At 65.1% G+C, this 15905-nt stretch carries 10 protein-coding genes and 1 pseudogene; 5 read left to right on the top strand and 6 right to left on the bottom strand.

Going from position 1 to position 15905, the window contains the following annotated elements:
* Window positions 1–46: 46 nt before the first annotated feature.
* The 4 genes and pseudogenes from A9976_RS16405 (at window position 47) to A9976_RS16420 (ending at window position 8113) form a co-directional block, all read left to right on the top strand.
* The gene (locus tag A9976_RS16405) at window positions 47–976 is read left to right on the top strand and encodes a TadE/TadG family type IV pilus assembly protein (RefSeq protein ID WP_183019872.1); all 930 of its coding nucleotides are present in this window, start codon (window positions 47–49) and stop codon (window positions 974–976) included.
* A complete protein-coding gene (locus A9976_RS16410) occupies window positions 976–6060 on the top strand; it encodes a DUF6765 family protein (protein WP_259649230.1) in 5085 nt (1694 codons plus the stop codon). Before A9976_RS16405 ends, A9976_RS16410 begins: the two co-directional genes overlap by 1 nt.
* A gap of 656 nt (window positions 6061–6716) precedes the next feature.
* Window positions 6717–6965, top strand: a pseudogene (locus tag A9976_RS31895) (right-handed parallel beta-helix repeat-containing protein); the annotation flags it as partial.
* Window positions 6966–7252: 287 nt separating this feature from the next.
* Window positions 7253–8113: a hypothetical protein gene (locus A9976_RS16420; RefSeq protein WP_183019873.1), complete on the top strand. Its 861-nt coding sequence runs from the start codon at window positions 7253–7255 to the stop codon at window positions 8111–8113.
* A gap of 83 nt (window positions 8114–8196) precedes the next feature.
* On the opposite strand, the gene A9976_RS16425 is transcribed toward A9976_RS16420, so the two are convergent.
* The 5 genes from A9976_RS16425 to A9976_RS16445 all read right to left on the bottom strand — a co-directional run bounded on the left by A9976_RS16425 (window position 8197) and on the right by A9976_RS16445 (window position 13955).
* A complete protein-coding gene (locus A9976_RS16425; RefSeq protein WP_183019874.1) occupies window positions 8197–9756 on the bottom strand; it encodes a methyl-accepting chemotaxis protein in 1560 nt (519 codons plus the stop codon).
* 191 nt (window positions 9757–9947) lie between these two features.
* Window positions 9948–11261 carry a DNA polymerase IV gene (dinB, locus tag A9976_RS16430; RefSeq protein ID WP_183019875.1) on the bottom strand — a complete coding sequence of 438 codons (1314 nt, stop codon included), beginning with the start codon at window positions 11259–11261 and terminating at the stop codon, window positions 9948–9950.
* A 20-nt stretch (window positions 11262–11281) separates the two neighbouring features.
* A complete protein-coding gene (locus A9976_RS16435; protein WP_183019876.1) occupies window positions 11282–12220 on the bottom strand; it encodes a DMT family transporter in 939 nt (312 codons plus the stop codon).
* Between the two features lie 285 nt (window positions 12221–12505).
* Window positions 12506–13333 (bottom strand): anti-sigma factor domain-containing protein, encoded by an 828-nt coding sequence (locus A9976_RS16440; RefSeq protein WP_183019877.1) that lies wholly within the window; start codon window positions 13331–13333, stop codon window positions 12506–12508.
* Between the two features lie 37 nt (window positions 13334–13370).
* On the bottom strand, window positions 13371–13955 hold the full coding sequence (locus A9976_RS16445; RefSeq protein ID WP_012207088.1) for an RNA polymerase sigma factor: 585 nt from the start codon (window positions 13953–13955) through the stop codon (window positions 13371–13373).
* A 324-nt stretch (window positions 13956–14279) separates the two neighbouring features.
* On the opposite strand from A9976_RS16445, the gene A9976_RS16450 reads away from it, so the two are divergent.
* Entirely contained in the window at window positions 14280–14828 is a 549-nt protein-coding gene (locus tag A9976_RS16450; RefSeq protein ID WP_183019878.1) for a DUF3455 domain-containing protein, read from the top strand.
* A 14-nt stretch (window positions 14829–14842) separates the two neighbouring features.
* On the opposite strand, the gene A9976_RS16455 is transcribed toward A9976_RS16450, so the two are convergent.
* Complete coding sequence (locus tag A9976_RS16455; RefSeq protein ID WP_183019879.1) at window positions 14843–15703, bottom strand: helix-turn-helix transcriptional regulator; 861 nt, start codon at window positions 15701–15703, stop codon at window positions 14843–14845.
* Window positions 15704–15905 lie beyond the last annotated feature (202 nt).

Genomic DNA, 15905 nt, shown 5'->3' on the forward strand with positions numbered 1-15905 from the left:
GGTGGATACAAGCCCGTCCGCCGGCCGCAAACCTGCAGGCATCCTCATGCGCCAGAGCACCTCATACCGCAGGCCGCGCCAGCGCGGCAGCGCCATGGTCGAGTTCACCGTGGTCGGCCCCATCATCACCCTGCTGGGGCTGGCCCTGCTGCAGTACGGCCTGGTTTTCTTCAACAAGAACCAGATCAATCACGCCAGCTTCATGGCCGCCCGCGCGGGCACCATGGCCCATGCGCGCATGGACGATATCCGTGACGCCTATCTGCGCGCCATGGTTCCGCTGTATGGCGGTGGCAGCAACAGTGACGAACTGGCGGATGCCAAGACAAAGGCCAAGGCCGACCTTGAAGGCCACCTGCGCATAGACCTCATCAACCCCACGCGCGAGAGCTTCGACGACTGGAGCGCTCCCCACCTGAAGCAGAAATACGGCGTGCGAGCCATTCCAAACGCCGGCCTGGCGCACCGGGACAAAAAAGACATAGGCAGCAAGTCGGCCCAGAGCGTTCAGGACGCCAACCTGCTCAAGATCCGCGTCACCCACGGCTACGAACTCAAGATCCCGCTGGTGCGCGGCATCTACCAGCACTACCTGCGCTGGCTAGACGACGGCAGCGACCCCTTCCACACCGAACTCATACGGCACGGTCGGCTGCCCATCGTCGCGCAGGCCACCTTGCACATGCAAAGCGACGCCATGGAAAGCGATGCCACGGTATCCATTCCCGACACAGGCAACAAGGGCAATCCGCAGGACCCAGGCCAGCCCGATACATCGGAACCCGGTGAACCGCCCGATTGCGAAACCGTGGGCTGCACCACGGTCGGGTCACCGGGGCCGGGGGGTGAGGGCGATGAAGACGACGGCGGTGATGGTGGCGATGGAACCGGAGACGGAGGAGATGGAGGCAATGGAGATGGAAACGACAACGACTGTAAAGGGGCTGACTGCCCCAACTGCACGGGAGACGCATGATGTTGAATAGACCCCACCTCACCCCCCTGCTGCGCAGCGCCCTGCTATGCATTGCCGCATTGCTGGCCCACGCCACGCCGCCCCTGGCGACTGCCGCCCCCAACCTGGGCGGCGGCTCCGGCAAATGCGACCCCACCGTGCAAAGCTGCGCCCCCGGCACGGGCGGCGGCATCGACCTCGGCGGTGGCGGTGGCGGTGGCGGCTCGGGCGGCGGCACCTGCACCCCCACGCCCGGCGGCAGCCCCTGCGGCGGCGCCGGCCCCGCCACCCAGGGCAACTCCAGCAGCACCCACCAGGGCGCCGGCAACCCCATCCACCTCATCAACGGCAACAAATACCAGCGCGAAGTGGACATGCCCGCCTTGCCCGGCGTGCTCGGCCTGGAAGTCGTGCGCCACTACAACAGCAGCTACAGCCGGGCCTACGTGCCCCCGGGCCTGCTCGGCCGCGGCTGGCTGCTCAGCTACGAGGCCCGCCTGTACGACCACTCCACCAACCTGCAGATCGTGCAGGCCGACGGCACCCGCATCATCTTCAGCAAGCTGCGCGAGCACCCCAGCCTGTGCGCCAGCGAGCAGCCGGGCAACGGCATCGTGCGCATCGAAGGCCCGGATACAAAGGGCACCAAGGAAACCAAGCCCGGCCAGGAGCGGCACTACACCTGGCAATGGATGGACGGGCGCGAGCTGCGTTTCAACCACCGGGGGCACCTGACCCGCATCAGCCTGCCCTCGGGCGAGCAGGTCCGCCTGGACTACAACGACAAGGGCAACCGCCTGCTCAAGGTCACCGACCCGCAGGGCCGCAGCCTGCGCCTGCACTACGCCAAGGCCTCGAATGAGGGCAGCTTCACCGGCGTGCAGGCCATCGACACCCCGCTGGGCCGCATCGACTACCGCCACGGCAGCGCGCCCTTGCCCGGCAGCACCCAGCCCCAGGCCAAGCTGAACGCCAGCCTCGTGCAGGTCATCCTCCCATCGGCCGATGGCCAAGCCCCGGTCCAGCGCCACTACCACTACGACGACCCGCAGCACCCCACCTTGCTCACGGGCATCAGCGTGCAGGGCCAGGGCAGCGACGGCAAGCCCATGGACGAGCGCATCGCCAGCTACGGCTACGGCGACAACGGCCGCGCCACCTTGAGCGTGCGCGGCCCGCCGGACAGCCAGCAGGAAAAAGTCACCCTGGACCTCAGCCAGCCCTGGAAGAACACCCTCACCAACAGCCTGGGCCAGCAAACCACCTACCACTACGACACCATCGGCGGGCAATGGCGATTGCTTGAAGTGCGCGGCCCGGGCTGCGCCAGCTGCGGCCCCGGCGACATGCGCTACCGGTACGACGCGCAAGGGCGCCTGACCGAAGCCACGCGGCTCGATCCCGCAGGCCACCCGCTGGAAGGCACGCGCACCGAGCTGGACCCCTTCGGCCGCCCGCTGGCCGTGTACCGCATCGCCTACACACAAGGCCAAGCCAGGGCCCCGCAGCTGCAGGTGCGCTACGGCTACGGCAAGGACCCCTGGAAGCAATACGCACCCGAACTCATCGCGCGGCCCAGCGTCGTGCCCGGGCGCGAGCACCAGATCCGCATCCGCTACAACAGCAGCCGCCAGCCGCTGCAGATCACCGAGACGGGCTTCAGCCCCCTGGACGCCCAGGGCCAGCCCGCAGGCAATGCGGACGGCGCCACGCCCATCGAACGCAGCACGCGCTACCGCTACACCGAGATCAACGGCCGCAGCGTGCTGGTGGACATCGACGGGCCGCTGCCCACCTCGCTGGCAGGCTATGACGACGGCAGCCCGGCGCAGAACGACCTCACGCGGCTGCGCTGGGACCGCAGCGGCAGCCACGTCACGCGCGTGCTGCAGCCCGATGGCACGACCGTGGCGCTGGAGCATGACCAGGCCGGGCGCATCACGACCCGCACCGAAGACGACGGCGTGCGGCGCCTTCAGCGCCAGATACGCTACAGCGCCTTGTCTGCCAACGCCCTGCAGGCAGAAGAAATCAGCACCAGCGGCTGGCTGCTCGATGCCGACGGCCAGCCCCGCGCCAGCAGCCGGCTGAGCCTGAATCCATACCGCATCCGCCACGACGCCCTGGGCCGCCCCAGCCATGCCATCGACACGGCAGGCCGCAGCACCACCTGGACCTACCAGGGCAGCACCCAGGCTCGGCTCGATGGCCTGGGCAACCGGGGCCAGATCGAGCGCGACAGCGAAGGCCGCATCAAGCGGCTGGGCCTGTACCGCGAAGGCCAGGACCTCCCCGAACGTGCGGCCTACTACGGCTGGAATGCGCAAGGGCGCCTGAGCCACCGCCTGCTGCCCGATGGGCGCCTGGACAGCTACACCTACGGCGACGCGGGCGAGTTGCTCCAGCACACCGATGGCGACGACATCCGCACGCGCTGGTTGAACAACGGCAGTCTCCATGCCAGCCTGTCGCAAGCGCCCGATGGCTGGATACGGCTGGCCCTGCAAGGCTCCTCCAGTGTGGCGACAGCACCCCAGGACATCGGACACCAAACCACTGCTTCCCAGGGAACCCAACCCGCCGAACACCGCCAGGCCCTGCACGACGACTTCGGCCGCACCGTATGGCTTCAGCTTGCCGATCATGGCCGCCAAAGCGCACGCTACAACGAAGCCGATCAATTGCGGGTGCACACCCGCGCCGACGGCAGCAGCACCCACTACCAGTACGCTCCCAGCGGGCGTCTGCTGGCCAAGACCTACGAGCCGGCGCCCGGTGCAGATCGTCGCTCTTCCTCGCAAACCCGGCTGCACTACCAGGGCCGGCTGCTGCAGACCATCGATAGCAACTGGCAGCGCGAGTCCATCGGATACGACGCCCTGGGCCGCCCCGTGGCACGCACCATTGCGCTGGCCACGCCCGACGGCCAGGCCGAACATACCTACCGCACCGCCACGCGCTATGGCCCGGACGGCTGGGTCCACAGCCGCACCCTGGCCGATGGCCGCGTGCTCGTCACCCGGCGCGGCCCCGCCAGCGAAGGCGCCAGCGTGCAAGGGCTGCAGCTGCAAAGCGCCTGGGTGGCCGGGCTGCTGCAGGCCAGCGACCACTGGCTGGGCACCGGCGCCACAGGCTTGCTCGAACGCCTGCTGCCCGCGCAGACGGTGGCTGGCGACATCGGCATCGACGCCTTCAACGGCCTGCAGCACTACACGGCAGGCAATGGCCTGGCCACCTCGCGCCAATACGACATTGCCGGGCGCCTCACGCAGCAGACCACCGGGCAAGGCACATCGCAAGGCAATGCACCCATCCTCAGCCAGCGCTACCGCTACGGCGTGGGCCCGCGCATCCGCGCCATCGAGCAGGACGGGCGACCCGCAGACGCAAACACAGAGGCCAACGCGCCAGCCGACCTGCACAAGACCGACTACCGCTACCAGGGCTTCGGCAGGCTGGTGCAGGACAACGCACCGTCAGCACCAGCGCCCGTGCAGCTCGACAGCCAGGGCCGCACCGTCCAGGACGCGCTGCACCGCTACGCCTACACCGAGGCAGGACAGCTCCAGAGCATCAGCGACCACCTGGACCGGCCCATCGCCAGCTACCGCTACAACAGCCTGGGCCAGCGCGTGGGCAAGACCGTGCACCAGGGCGACGGGCAAACGCACAGCCACTACCTGTGGCAGGACAACCGGCTCGTCGCGGAAATGGATGGCGAAGGCCGCATCACCAGCCAGTACCTGTACCTGAGCGAGGGGACTCGCACCCTGCCCATCGCCAAGCTGGAATCCGAGCACAACCGGGACAACGCCAGCGGCAAGGCGCGCATGCTGCACATCCACAACGACCACCGGGGCAGTCCGCAGGCCATGACGGACGCAGGCCAGCGCGTGGTCTGGCGTGCCCGCCAGACGCCCTGGGGAGCACCGGCCATGCATCAGGCCGGCCACACAAGCCTGCCCCGGCAGCAGGCCGTGCTCAACCTGCGCCTGCCGGGCCAGTACTTCGACGAGGAAAGCGGCCTGCACGACAACTGGCACCGCAGCTACGACCCGGCCAGCGGCCGCTACCTGCAGCCCGACCCGCTGGGCTACCCGGACGGGCCCGACGCCTACCTGTATGCCGGCGGCGACCCGCTCAACCGCATCGATCCCACCGGGCTGTACCAGGAGGACATGCACTACTACATGGTCTTCTTCCTGGCCCTGGCCGCAGGCCTGGACTACGAGCCGGCACGCATCACGGCGCTGGCTTCGCAGTACGTGGATGACAACCCTATCACCCGGCCGCTGGATGACGAAACCGTGCTCAAGACGATTGGCTCCATCTTCAAGAACAAAAGACAGCTACTGTGGTACCACTTCACGTTGTCGAACGAAAACGGCAGGACCCTCAAGCCTTATGACAACGACAACGTCAACAGCGTGGTCGGCAACCTGAGTCCCCAATTGAACAATCTGCTGGCGGCCAGTCGGCTGGGCAACCCAGAGCAGCCTTGTGCCGAGTTCCAGTTCCTTGGCGAATTCCTGCACGCCTATCTGGATACCTTCAGCCATCGTGGCAGGGACAACCGCCCCGTCGATGCGCTCACGCTGGGATTGGGCATAGGCCATGGGTTCTCAGGTTCGGAACCAGACTACACCTACAACGGCGATCCCGATTACACGGGAAATGACCCAACCGTCAATGCAAGGCATTGGAATGTGCGCGCGGATCGCACATTAGCGGGACAGAAGGCAGTTTATGAATTCCTGACTTCTTATGGAATCAAGCCTGCAATTGGTTTCGAGGAAATTGAGAGTATTCTAGTGGAGTTCAACAAGATCAGAGAAGATGGGAAAGAGTTTCCTGGAAAAACCGAATTTCTGCAAGATGCCATTAATGATTTGATCAAGAAAAAAGGATTAGATTTAACCAAAAACAGGAAGAATGAAGAAAAGATAAAAGTTATTGAATTGGATTTCAAAAAAGATGGTGCCGATGCCTACAACAAAGGGTTTGCAGAAATTAACAGAGAGAAATATCTAGGTGGTCTCACAGGTCGAGAAGAAGATTATCCAGGAGTTTGTTTGCCAAGGAGCCCTATATGCAAAGACGTCTAGCTCTAGTATTTTATACAATGGCATGCAGCATGCTTCTTAGTTGTCAAATTTCACCAAAAAACCCACGCACATTTGACGAGTGGGTCGAGAGCAGGCATCCACCTAGCGACAAAGATCCTCTACCTGTGGGGTGCAAGCCTGTGAAATATCGAGGAGGATTTCATCCGATAATAGAATATTTCAAGGGCCCTGGCCTTCATTGCGTTGTCCACGATTTTGTCCAACGAAAGGCACGTGACTTGATTGACTGGAGTGAACGGGGCTCTCCTGTCGGAACAGGAGGCCAGGGAGCAATTTTAAGTTTCTTCTTGAGCAGCAACTCCGATCTCAATTTACGAGAGCATCTTGTTTCAGGAACACCATTTAAAAACACCAGAGGTATTGGCATAACCACAGATGGAGAAATGCTTGCCCATCTCAGAGTCCACAATGGAAGAATCGAGACCCCTGGCCCCTTGGGTCTTGGTGTTGACATGGCCCCCTATACTCTTGCTCGCGATAGAATCAAAGAGTTGACAGAAGACCTGCCTGTCACAAGAAATAATGGCTGGAACAGCGAAACCAGGAAATTCAATAAAATCCCCTGGGACTACACCCCACCCACCTTCTACACCGCAGAAAACCTCCAAATCAAATCCGGCGGCCGCGCCATCATCATGGCGGGCTCCGACAACGTGGTGCGCAACAACACCATCGAGGTCGATGGCCGCACCGCCGTCTACCTGTACGGCCCGCGCTCGCTGGTGGAGGGCAATACCTTCATCGTGCACATGGACCTGCGCGACAAGGCGCCGCTGCCCGCCATCCTCAAACTCCGCGATGCCGATGGTTCCATCATCCGCAACAACCGCTTCATCGTGAAGCGCAGCGGGCTGTTCAGGAAGAAGGAAGAGGAACCCCAGGCCGGCATCAACCTGCTGGAGTCCAAGGACGTGGTGATCGAAGGCAATGTGTTCGAGCAAGTTGCATTGCCAGTGCGCAAGGATACAGCAAGTACCACGACAGAGAGCGGGAATATTTCACAAGGAAGTCCCTGATCCAATGAACGCTATCAGATTCATCAATCGTACAAGTCATCTCATCAAATGGTGCATCGCATCTAATCAAGCAAGCATCAAAAACAAACTCATCAGAAAACACCTCGCACTTATATATTCAAGAGATGAGGTGTGACTCAGAAAAGCTCACAAAGATGATCAATGCACCGCCCAGCCTCCATATTACCCCATCACTTTCACAGACCATCCAGTACCGCCCAATATTAATTCAAATTGGCGATGAAGGGAAATTAGGAATTTTGCAATTAAAGCAAAACCTTTCAATCATCTATCGCACCGAACCATTGAGTGAGATTGCATTGGCCCGTAGTATAGCCTCAAGCGCTAAAGGCTATTTTATAGGAGGACTCAAGGAAAAAGATATGCCATCCCTCCAGTATTTCAGCCATGATCTGAAGAAAAGCAAATCACTGGAAATCCAAGGCAACCGTCGAGGGGAAACCACTGCACTCTTCGAAAGTCAGGGGCGCGTGCTTGGCATCATCAACTATTACATAGATAAAACCTTTAAGCAATCTACCGGATCAGCACTGAGAGCCTATAGCGCCACAGGAAATCTATTGGTTGAAATTCCTTTGAACGGAATTGCAACCACAGGTATTGCACTCAAGGATGGGGGTTTGGCCATCAGCTACTGGTTGGGTGAGCAGTTCTATGTGGAAAAACGTTCAGAAAATTTTGGATTTCTATGGAGAACCAAGCTCCATCAACGCCAGAACGTTGCTTCCATTTTTGGCCAATTGGTAGAGGTTGGCAAAGAAATAGCCGTTGGCGTAAATGATAGGAAGCTCCTAGTGCACCGCATCAGTCAGCAAGACCAATCAGTCCATACAAGCATAGATACAGAATCAGGTGCAGTGGCATCCGGCAATGATTTCAACTACGTGCATGCTTATGGCAACGAGCTGCATATCGTCAGCGCGGACTCTCGCCTCAAGACCGACTCAGGCGCCAATCGCACCGAATTCTGTTTCATTGAAAGCCGGGATTTCTGAACTGTCCCGGCATTTCAAGGCAGCCACAGCCCAGCCCCGACCGTGGCTTGCCCCAATCCGGCACACCACACCGATCCTTCCGCTCACCGCAAAGTAAACACCTCCAGCGACCGCTCCAGCGATTGGGCGCTGGCGCGCAGCGAGCCCGCCGCGCCGGCCGATTGCTCGACCAGGGCGGCGTTTTGCTGGGTGACGGAGTCGAGCTGGGCCACGGCGTCGTTGACCTGGGCGATGCCTACGGATTGTTCGCGCGTGGCGATGCTGATCTGGTGGACCAGGTCGCTGACGCGGCCCACGGCGTCGACCATGCCGTCGATGGTGCGGCCTGCGGCGTCCATGCGGGCGTTGCCGTCGTTGATGCCGTCCACGGTGCGGTTGATGAGGCCGCTGATTTCCTTGGCGGCCGAGGCGCTGCGCTGGGCCAGGGCGCGCACTTCGCCTGCCACTACGGCAAAGCCACGGCCCTGCTCGCCTGCGCGTGCCGCTTCGACGGCGGCATTCAGGGCCAGCAGGTTGGTCTGGAAGGCAATGCTTTCGATGACGCCGATGATCTCGCCCATGCGGCGCGAGGAGCCGCGGATGTGCTCCATGGCAGCGCCCACTTCCTGGATGGCTGCGCCGCTCTTGCCGGCAACCTGGCGGCTCTGGTCGCTTTCATGGGCCATGAGCTGGGCCGTGTCGGCGGTCTGCGCCACGGTGCCTGATATCTCTTCCATCGAGGCGGCCGTCTGCTGCAGGCTGGTGGCCTGGGATTCTGTGCGCTGCGCGAGGTCGAAGCTGCCCTGGGCGATCTCGTGGGCGGTGGTGGCAAAGCCGCGCATTTCGGTGCGCACGTCGCCGACCACGGCCCGCAGGTTGATCTGGATCTGTTGCAGCCGCTGCATCAGGGCACCCATGGGGCCGCTGTAGTCGTGCTGCATGTCCGTGCCCAGCTGGCAGCTGGCAATGTCGGCGGCAAAGCCGCTGGCCTGCTCCAGGCCCGCCACGCAGCGCTGCTGGAAGCGCCACAGCACAAAGCTGCCACCCGCCAGCAAGGCGGCCAGGCGCGCACCCCAGCCGGCGGCACCCTGCCAGCCCAGCAGGTCGGGCAGCATGGCGGCCAGGCCCACGCCGCCCAGCATCAGCGCCATGCGGGCCGTCAGACCCAGGTCGCTGCGGCGGTCCCACAGGCCTGCCAGGCCCAGGCGGCGCAGTTCGCCGCCACGCAGGCGCAGGGTTTCCTGGCCGGCATCGGCCTCCGCGCGCATGCGTGCGTAAAGGGCTTCGGCGGCCTCAATCTCGGCCGCCTGGGGCTTGGTGCGCACCGACAGGTAGCCGCGCGGCCGGCCGCCTTCCATGATGGGCGTGACGTTGGCGCGCACCCAGTAGTGGTCGCCATTCTTGCGCCGGTTCTTGACCAGGGCGGTCCACGGGTAGCCATGGGCGATGGTGCGCCACATGTCCTTGAAGGCGGCGGCGGGCATGTCGGGATGGCGGATCAGGTTGTGCGGCTGGTCGATCAACTCCTCGTAGGTATAGCCGCTGACCCGCACGAAGGCCGGGTTGCAATGGGTGATCTCGCCCTTGGTGTTGGTGACGGATACCAGCAGCTCATCGCCCGGAAAGTCGTAGTTGAGCTGGCTGACGGGCAAATTCACGCGCATGGGTACCACTCCTTTGGGATGTCTCTTGTTCTTGTGAAATGGCATGGCAAAACGCTCTGAAGCCACCGGAATCCATCAAACGGAAACACAAATTCACATTTCCAAATCATCTCACAGCACGGCAACCGCAGTCTCATGCTCGGAACTGGTGCATGGTTTTACAGCGTGTGCGCCAGATTTGTGGTGATGATTCAGAACAGTTGAGGCGTAAAGGGGTCGCTGTCCGGCGCGGGCTGGGCCGGGCCCCTGAGCAGTTGCTCTCGCGCCAGCGGGTCCTGGGCCGTGGCATCCCAGTCGGCCGTGCGCACCAGGTTGCCCACGCGCACGCCCAGCAGGCGCAGCCGCCTGGCCAGCGGCACGCGCTTGAGGCACTGGCCTGCGGCGTGGCGCAGGGTGCGGGCATCGGCCATGGGAAGCTCCAGCGTGTGGTCACGCGTGGCGGTCTTGAAGTCGTCATAGCGCAGCTTGATGCCGACGGTGCGGCCCATGTAGCCCTTGCGCTGCAGGTCCTGGGCCAGGCGTTCGCACAGGTCGGTGAAGATAGCACTCAGTTCTGTCCGGTCGCGCACGGCGTGCAGGTCGCGCTCGAAGGTGGTTTCGCGGCTCATGGAGACGGGCTCGCTGTGGGTGACCACGGGCCGCTCGTCGCGTCCCCAGGACACGCCATGCAGCCAGTTGCCGTAGGCGCGGCCAAACCACTGCACGAGCTGGGGCAGGCTTTGCGTGGCCAGCTCGCCAATGGTCTGTATGCCCAGCGATTGCAGCTTGGCATCGGCCTTCGGGCCTATGCCGTTGATCTTGCGGCAGGCCAGCGGCCAGATCACGGCCTGCAGGTCGTCGGGCTGGACGATGGAGATGCCGTTGGGCTTGTTGAATTCGCTGGCCATCTTGGCCAGCAGCTTGTTGGGCGCCACGCCGATGGAGCAGGTCAGGCCCGTGGCGTCGGTGATGGTTTTCTGGATCAGCCGCGCCAGCACGCGCCCGCCCTCGCGCTGGCCACCGGGCACGTCGGTGAAGTCGATGTAGACCTCGTCCACGCCGCGGTCCTCCATCAGCGGGGCGATGGAGACGATGATCTCCTTGAACATGCGCGAGAAACGCCGCACCTCGGCGAAGTCCACGGGCAGCAGGATGGCCTGGGGGCACAGGCGCGCGGCCTTCATCATGCCCATGGCCGAGCCCACGCCGAACTGGCGCGCCGGGTAGGTGGCCGTGGTGATCACGCCCCGGCCCACGTAGTCCTTGAGGCGCGAGAACTCGTCCACGGGAATCTCGTGCAACCGGCCGGCGTAGCGTGCGTCCAGCGCCTCGTCGTGCGCGCGGCGTCCGCCGCCGATGACCACGGGCAGCCCCTTGAGCTGCGGATAGCGCAGCAGTTCCACCGAGGCATAGAAGGCGTCCATGTCCAGGTGGGCGATGCGGCGCGGGGGCGCAGCATCGGCAGGGCTGGTGGGTGTCGTGGGTGTCGTTTCAAGCACGCCGCCATTATTGCGGCAACTGTGCATTCATACAGCCCACAGGCCATTCATCCCTGGAGGCAGATCAGCACCAGGCCGAGCACCATGAGGCCCATGCCGATCATTTCCTGGCGGCTCAGGCTTTCACTGAGCACGCGGCGCGAGACGATGTAGCTGAACACCACCTCGACCATGCCCAGCGTGCGCACGGGTGCCGCGCCCTGCATGGCGTAGGCGGTGAACCAGGCCAGCGAGGCGGCCGCGCCCATGCCACCGGCCAGCAGCGAGACGCGCCAGGCGCGGAAGATGGGGCGCAGGCCCTGCGCGTGGGTGCGCGCGATCCAGGCGCCCAGGCCCAGGGTCTGCATGAGCTGGGCGATCAGCACGCCCCAGGCGCCCGAGAGCCAGGGAGATATCTCGCCCAGGCGCGCCAGTTCCACGGCACCGCCCCGGTAGCCCACGGTGGCGATGGCAAAGCAGGCACCGCAGGCCAGGCCGTAGAGCGCCGAGCGGCTGGCCCAGGCCGACAGCGACAGCATCTGCCCACGCGGCGGCAGCGACAGGATGAGCACGCCAAAGGTGGCCAGCGCCATGGCCGCCAGCGCCACGGCGGTGGGCAACTCGTGCAGGAAGATGCCGGCGAACAGGGCCACCTGCAGCACCTCGGTCTTGGACAGGGTGACGGCCACGGCGAAGTTGCGTTCCTTCATGGCCAGCAGCAGTGCCGCCGTGGCAGCGACCTGGAAGAAGGCCCCCAGCGCGATCCAGCCCAGGTAGGCCCATGAGAACCGGGGCAGCGTCCAGGCGCCATCGCCTCCCAGGTACAACGCCAGCAGGTAGATGCCGGCAAACGGCAGGCCGTACAGGAAGCGCACCAGGGTGGCCGGCAGGGTGCCGAGCTCGGCGGTCAGCGAGCGCTGGGCCGTGTTGCGCACGGTCTGGGCGGCTGCGGCGAACAGCACCACGGGCACCCACAGCCAGGTCAGGTCTTGAAGAGAAAAAGGCATGTCAGCGAAGGGGAAGGGACCGCCAGCAAGGCGCGGGCAACCAGACGCTGGCCAGCATAGCCGCCGGCCGGGCGCCAGGCACACGCGCTTGGAGAGGGCTGCCCCGCCCGGCAGCGAAACAGCAGCCCGCCAGCCAGGTTGCACGCGCGCCCTGCCCTCGCGCGCCCCTCCAGGCTGCGCTGTGCAGCAGCACGGCCCTCGCCAAAGGCGAGCAGCCATGCCCTTGGCATGTGTCGCATGCGCCGCACGCGCTGCGTGCCTGGCGTTCCTCGCGCGCCTTGCCTGCTACAGGTCGCGCCGGATCAGTGCGCCCTTGAACAGCACCGGCCCCGTGGGCCCGGTCTGGCTGGGCACACCGCCCTTGGGTTCCAGGCTGATGGCCAGGGCAGGCACGCCCTGGACCTCGGCAGCCGCGGCGGTCAGCTTGACCAGCTTGTCGCGTCCCAGCACGCCCAGCGACTGCGGCCCGCCCTGGGGCGGCAGGGCCCAAAGCTGCAGCGATTTGTCCGCGGCTTCGTGGAAGTCGCCCACGCGCTGCAGCACCAGGGTGTTCTTGCCGGGGTCGAAGGTCACGAGCATGGAGGCATCGGCCTTGTCGTCGGCCAGCACGGCCACGTACTGGATCTGGGGCGCGGCCTGCAGCGCAGCCTGGGTGGCCTGCAGCTGGTTGTTCAGCACGGCCAGCTGGCGCTCGCCGCTTTGGCGCAGGTCCTGGTGCGACCACAGCCCCAGGGCCACGGCCGCCACGGTGGCGCAGGCGCCCAGCACGGCAGCGCCGCGCCACCAGGCCAGGGCGCGGCCCACGGCGGATTCCGTGCGCCGGGCCATGCCAGGCGCATCGTCGGCGCGCCGCCGGTGCGCCTGGGCGGCGCGGGCCTTTTCGGCCTGCAGCAGGTTGTCGATACGGACCCAGACCGCATCGTCGGGGCGTACGGGGGCCTGCATTTCGGACAGGGCCGACCAGCGGCCCTGCCACAGCAGGGCGGCGGCGCGCACCGGGGCCTGGTCACGGGCCAGTTGCTCGAAGCGGCGGCGTGCCGCGCCCCGCAGCGTGCCCAGGGCGTAAGCGGCGGCCAGCCGGTCCAGCAGTTCGGGGTGTCGGGAAATATTCATGGCAAGTCCTTTGGCCGCTCAGAGCATGTCAACTGCTTCACGCATGGCGTGACAGGCAGCGGCGCAGCTGCTCCAGGCCGCGCCGTATCCAGGTCTTGACCGTGCCCAGCGGCAGTTGCAGCTGGCCCGCCAGCTCGCCATGGCTGAGGTCGCGCAGATAGGCCAGGCTGACCACCTCGCGCTGGCGACCTTCCAGCCGCTCCAGGCACTGGTACAGCGCCACGGCCTGTTCGCTGGCCTCGGCCAGTTGCAGCGGGCCCTGGCTTTCATCGTCCCCGCCGCCATGGGCCGCCAGTTGCGCCTCGTCGAACTCTTCGTTCAGGTGCAGGCGTTCGGCGCGGCGCCGGCGCAGAAAGTCCAGGGCCCGGCTGCGCACCACCAGGCCCATCCAGGCCAGCGGCGGGCTCAGCGTGCCCCGGTAGCCCGAGGCGCTGCGCCAGATGTGCAGGTAGCTGTCCTGCAGCACGTCTTCGGCCCAGTCCTTGTGTCGAAGAATGCGCAACGCCAGCCCGTACAGCCGGGACGAGGTGGCCTCGTACAGGCTGCGGAGCGCGGGCTCGTCCTGCGCTGCGATGCGGTCCAGAAGGTCCATCAGCTCTTGGTCGGTTGGTGTGGTGCCCATGCACGCATTGTGGGCGAGCGGGCGGCCCCGTGGCCCGCACTGTTGCGTGGCCGCCCGGGGGGCTTGTTCTGTCTTTCGATCGGATTCAAGGGGCATATCGGTGCTCTGACGGTGCTCTGCCGGGGGTCTGCAGAAGGTCTGGCAGGCGTCTCCCTGCTTGCACCGGCCCTCCGTGAGCAATACGCAGCGCATTGCGAACCGGATGCGGATAAATTTTTTTCCATTCAGGTGAATCCAGCCGCTGCCTTGCTGCGTATTCCCTGTGTCGCGCCCCGGACAGCGGTTCAAGGCGACATCCCTCAACCCATCGACCTGGAGAACCTCATGAGCTACATCCTCCCCCTCGGCCTGGCCACCATGGCCGCACTGTCCCTTGGCGCCTGCTCCTCCATGGACATGGGCAAGAGCCATTCCCAGTCCGACCTGCCGGCCGCCGTGCAGGTGCCAGCAGGCCACAAGGTTGCCATGGAGACGGTGGGCATAGGCCAGATCACCTATGAATGCCGCGCCAAGAAGGACCAGGCGATGGAGCAGGAATGGGCCTTTGTAGGACCCGATGCGCGCCTGACGGACCGCCAGGGCCGCGTCATCGGCCGCTACTTCGGCCCGCCAGCCACCTGGGCGCACCAGGACGGCTCCAAGGTCACGGCCACCCAGGTCGCGGTGGCGCCGTCCGGCGCGGGCAACATCCCCCTGCAACTGGTCAAGGCCGAGCCCGCCACCGGCATGGGCGCCATGCAGGGCGTGACCTATATCCAGCGCGTGGCCACGCGCGGCGGCGTGGCCCCTGCCATGGCCTGCAACAGCTCCACGCTGGGCCAGAAGCAGGTCGTGCAGTACCAGGCCGACTACATCATCTGGAAGGCCGCCTGACGCGGCCCGGCCCCCTACGGCCTGTCGCCCCTGGCCCCGAAGGCCGAGGGTGGCATGCCGAACTGGCGCCTGAAGGCCAGCGAATAGGCGCTGTGGCTTTCATAGCCGGCCTCCAGCGCCACCTGCACGATGGGCCTTCCGGCCAGCAGCGCCTGCATGGAAGACAGCAGCCGTGCGCGCTGTCGCCAGCGGCCAAAACTCATTCCCGTGGCCTGCAGGAAGTGGCGGTGGAAGGTCTTCTCGCCCATGGCCAGCCGTGCGGCCCAATCACCGGCTGTGGCAGTTGCGGCGCCTGTCGCGGCTGTGGCGGCAAGGCCATCCGCCCCGTCTCCCTCGGCCAGCGCATGGCAGACAGCGGCCATGCGCGCATCCTGCGGCCAGGGCAGGTGAAACGGCACCACGGGCGGCTGGCGCAGCTCCTGCAGCAATAGCTCGACCACCATGGATTCGCGCCGCCCCGGCGGTGCCGATGCAGGCCAGCGCGCCACCTCGCTGATGAGCTCGCGCAGCAGGGGAGAGACCTCGATCACGCAGTCCGTACCCGGCAGGTCTGCAGCAGCCTGCGCATCGACGAACAGGCTGCGCACCTGTACCGCGCCGCGCATGCGCAGGCCGTGGGGCACGCCCGAGCGCAGCCAGACGCCGCGCGTGGGCGGCACCACCCAGCGCCCGCTGCCCGCGCGCACCTCCAGCACCCCCTGCACGGCGTAGAGCAGCTGGCAGCATTCGTGGGAGTGTTCCTCCACCTCCAGCCCGGCCGGATAGTCGGCGGCCACGCCCGTGACCAGCAGCGGTGCGGCGGCCTGCAGCTCGGGCAGCCCGGCGTGGCTGCAGGGAATGGCGGCTGCCGAAGCCGGGGCATGGGTCGTTCGCATATTGTCCAGATCCATATAGAAAATGAGAAATTCTATAAAGACAGACAGGCACTCTGCCCGCAAACTGGCACCCGTTCCCTGTGATTCACCGCCATCGCACCATGCACTGCCTGCCCTCGCCTCCCCTGCTATCCCTGGCCCATGGCCGGGGTCCGGGCGCCTGCGCAGGCGCCGCATTTCGCACCGACTCTCCCTGATCCCG

Origin of the sequence: Delftia sp. UME58 (assembly GCF_014170385.1) — a bacterium.
Lineage (GTDB): Bacteria > Pseudomonadota > Gammaproteobacteria > Burkholderiales > Burkholderiaceae_C > Comamonas > Comamonas acidovorans.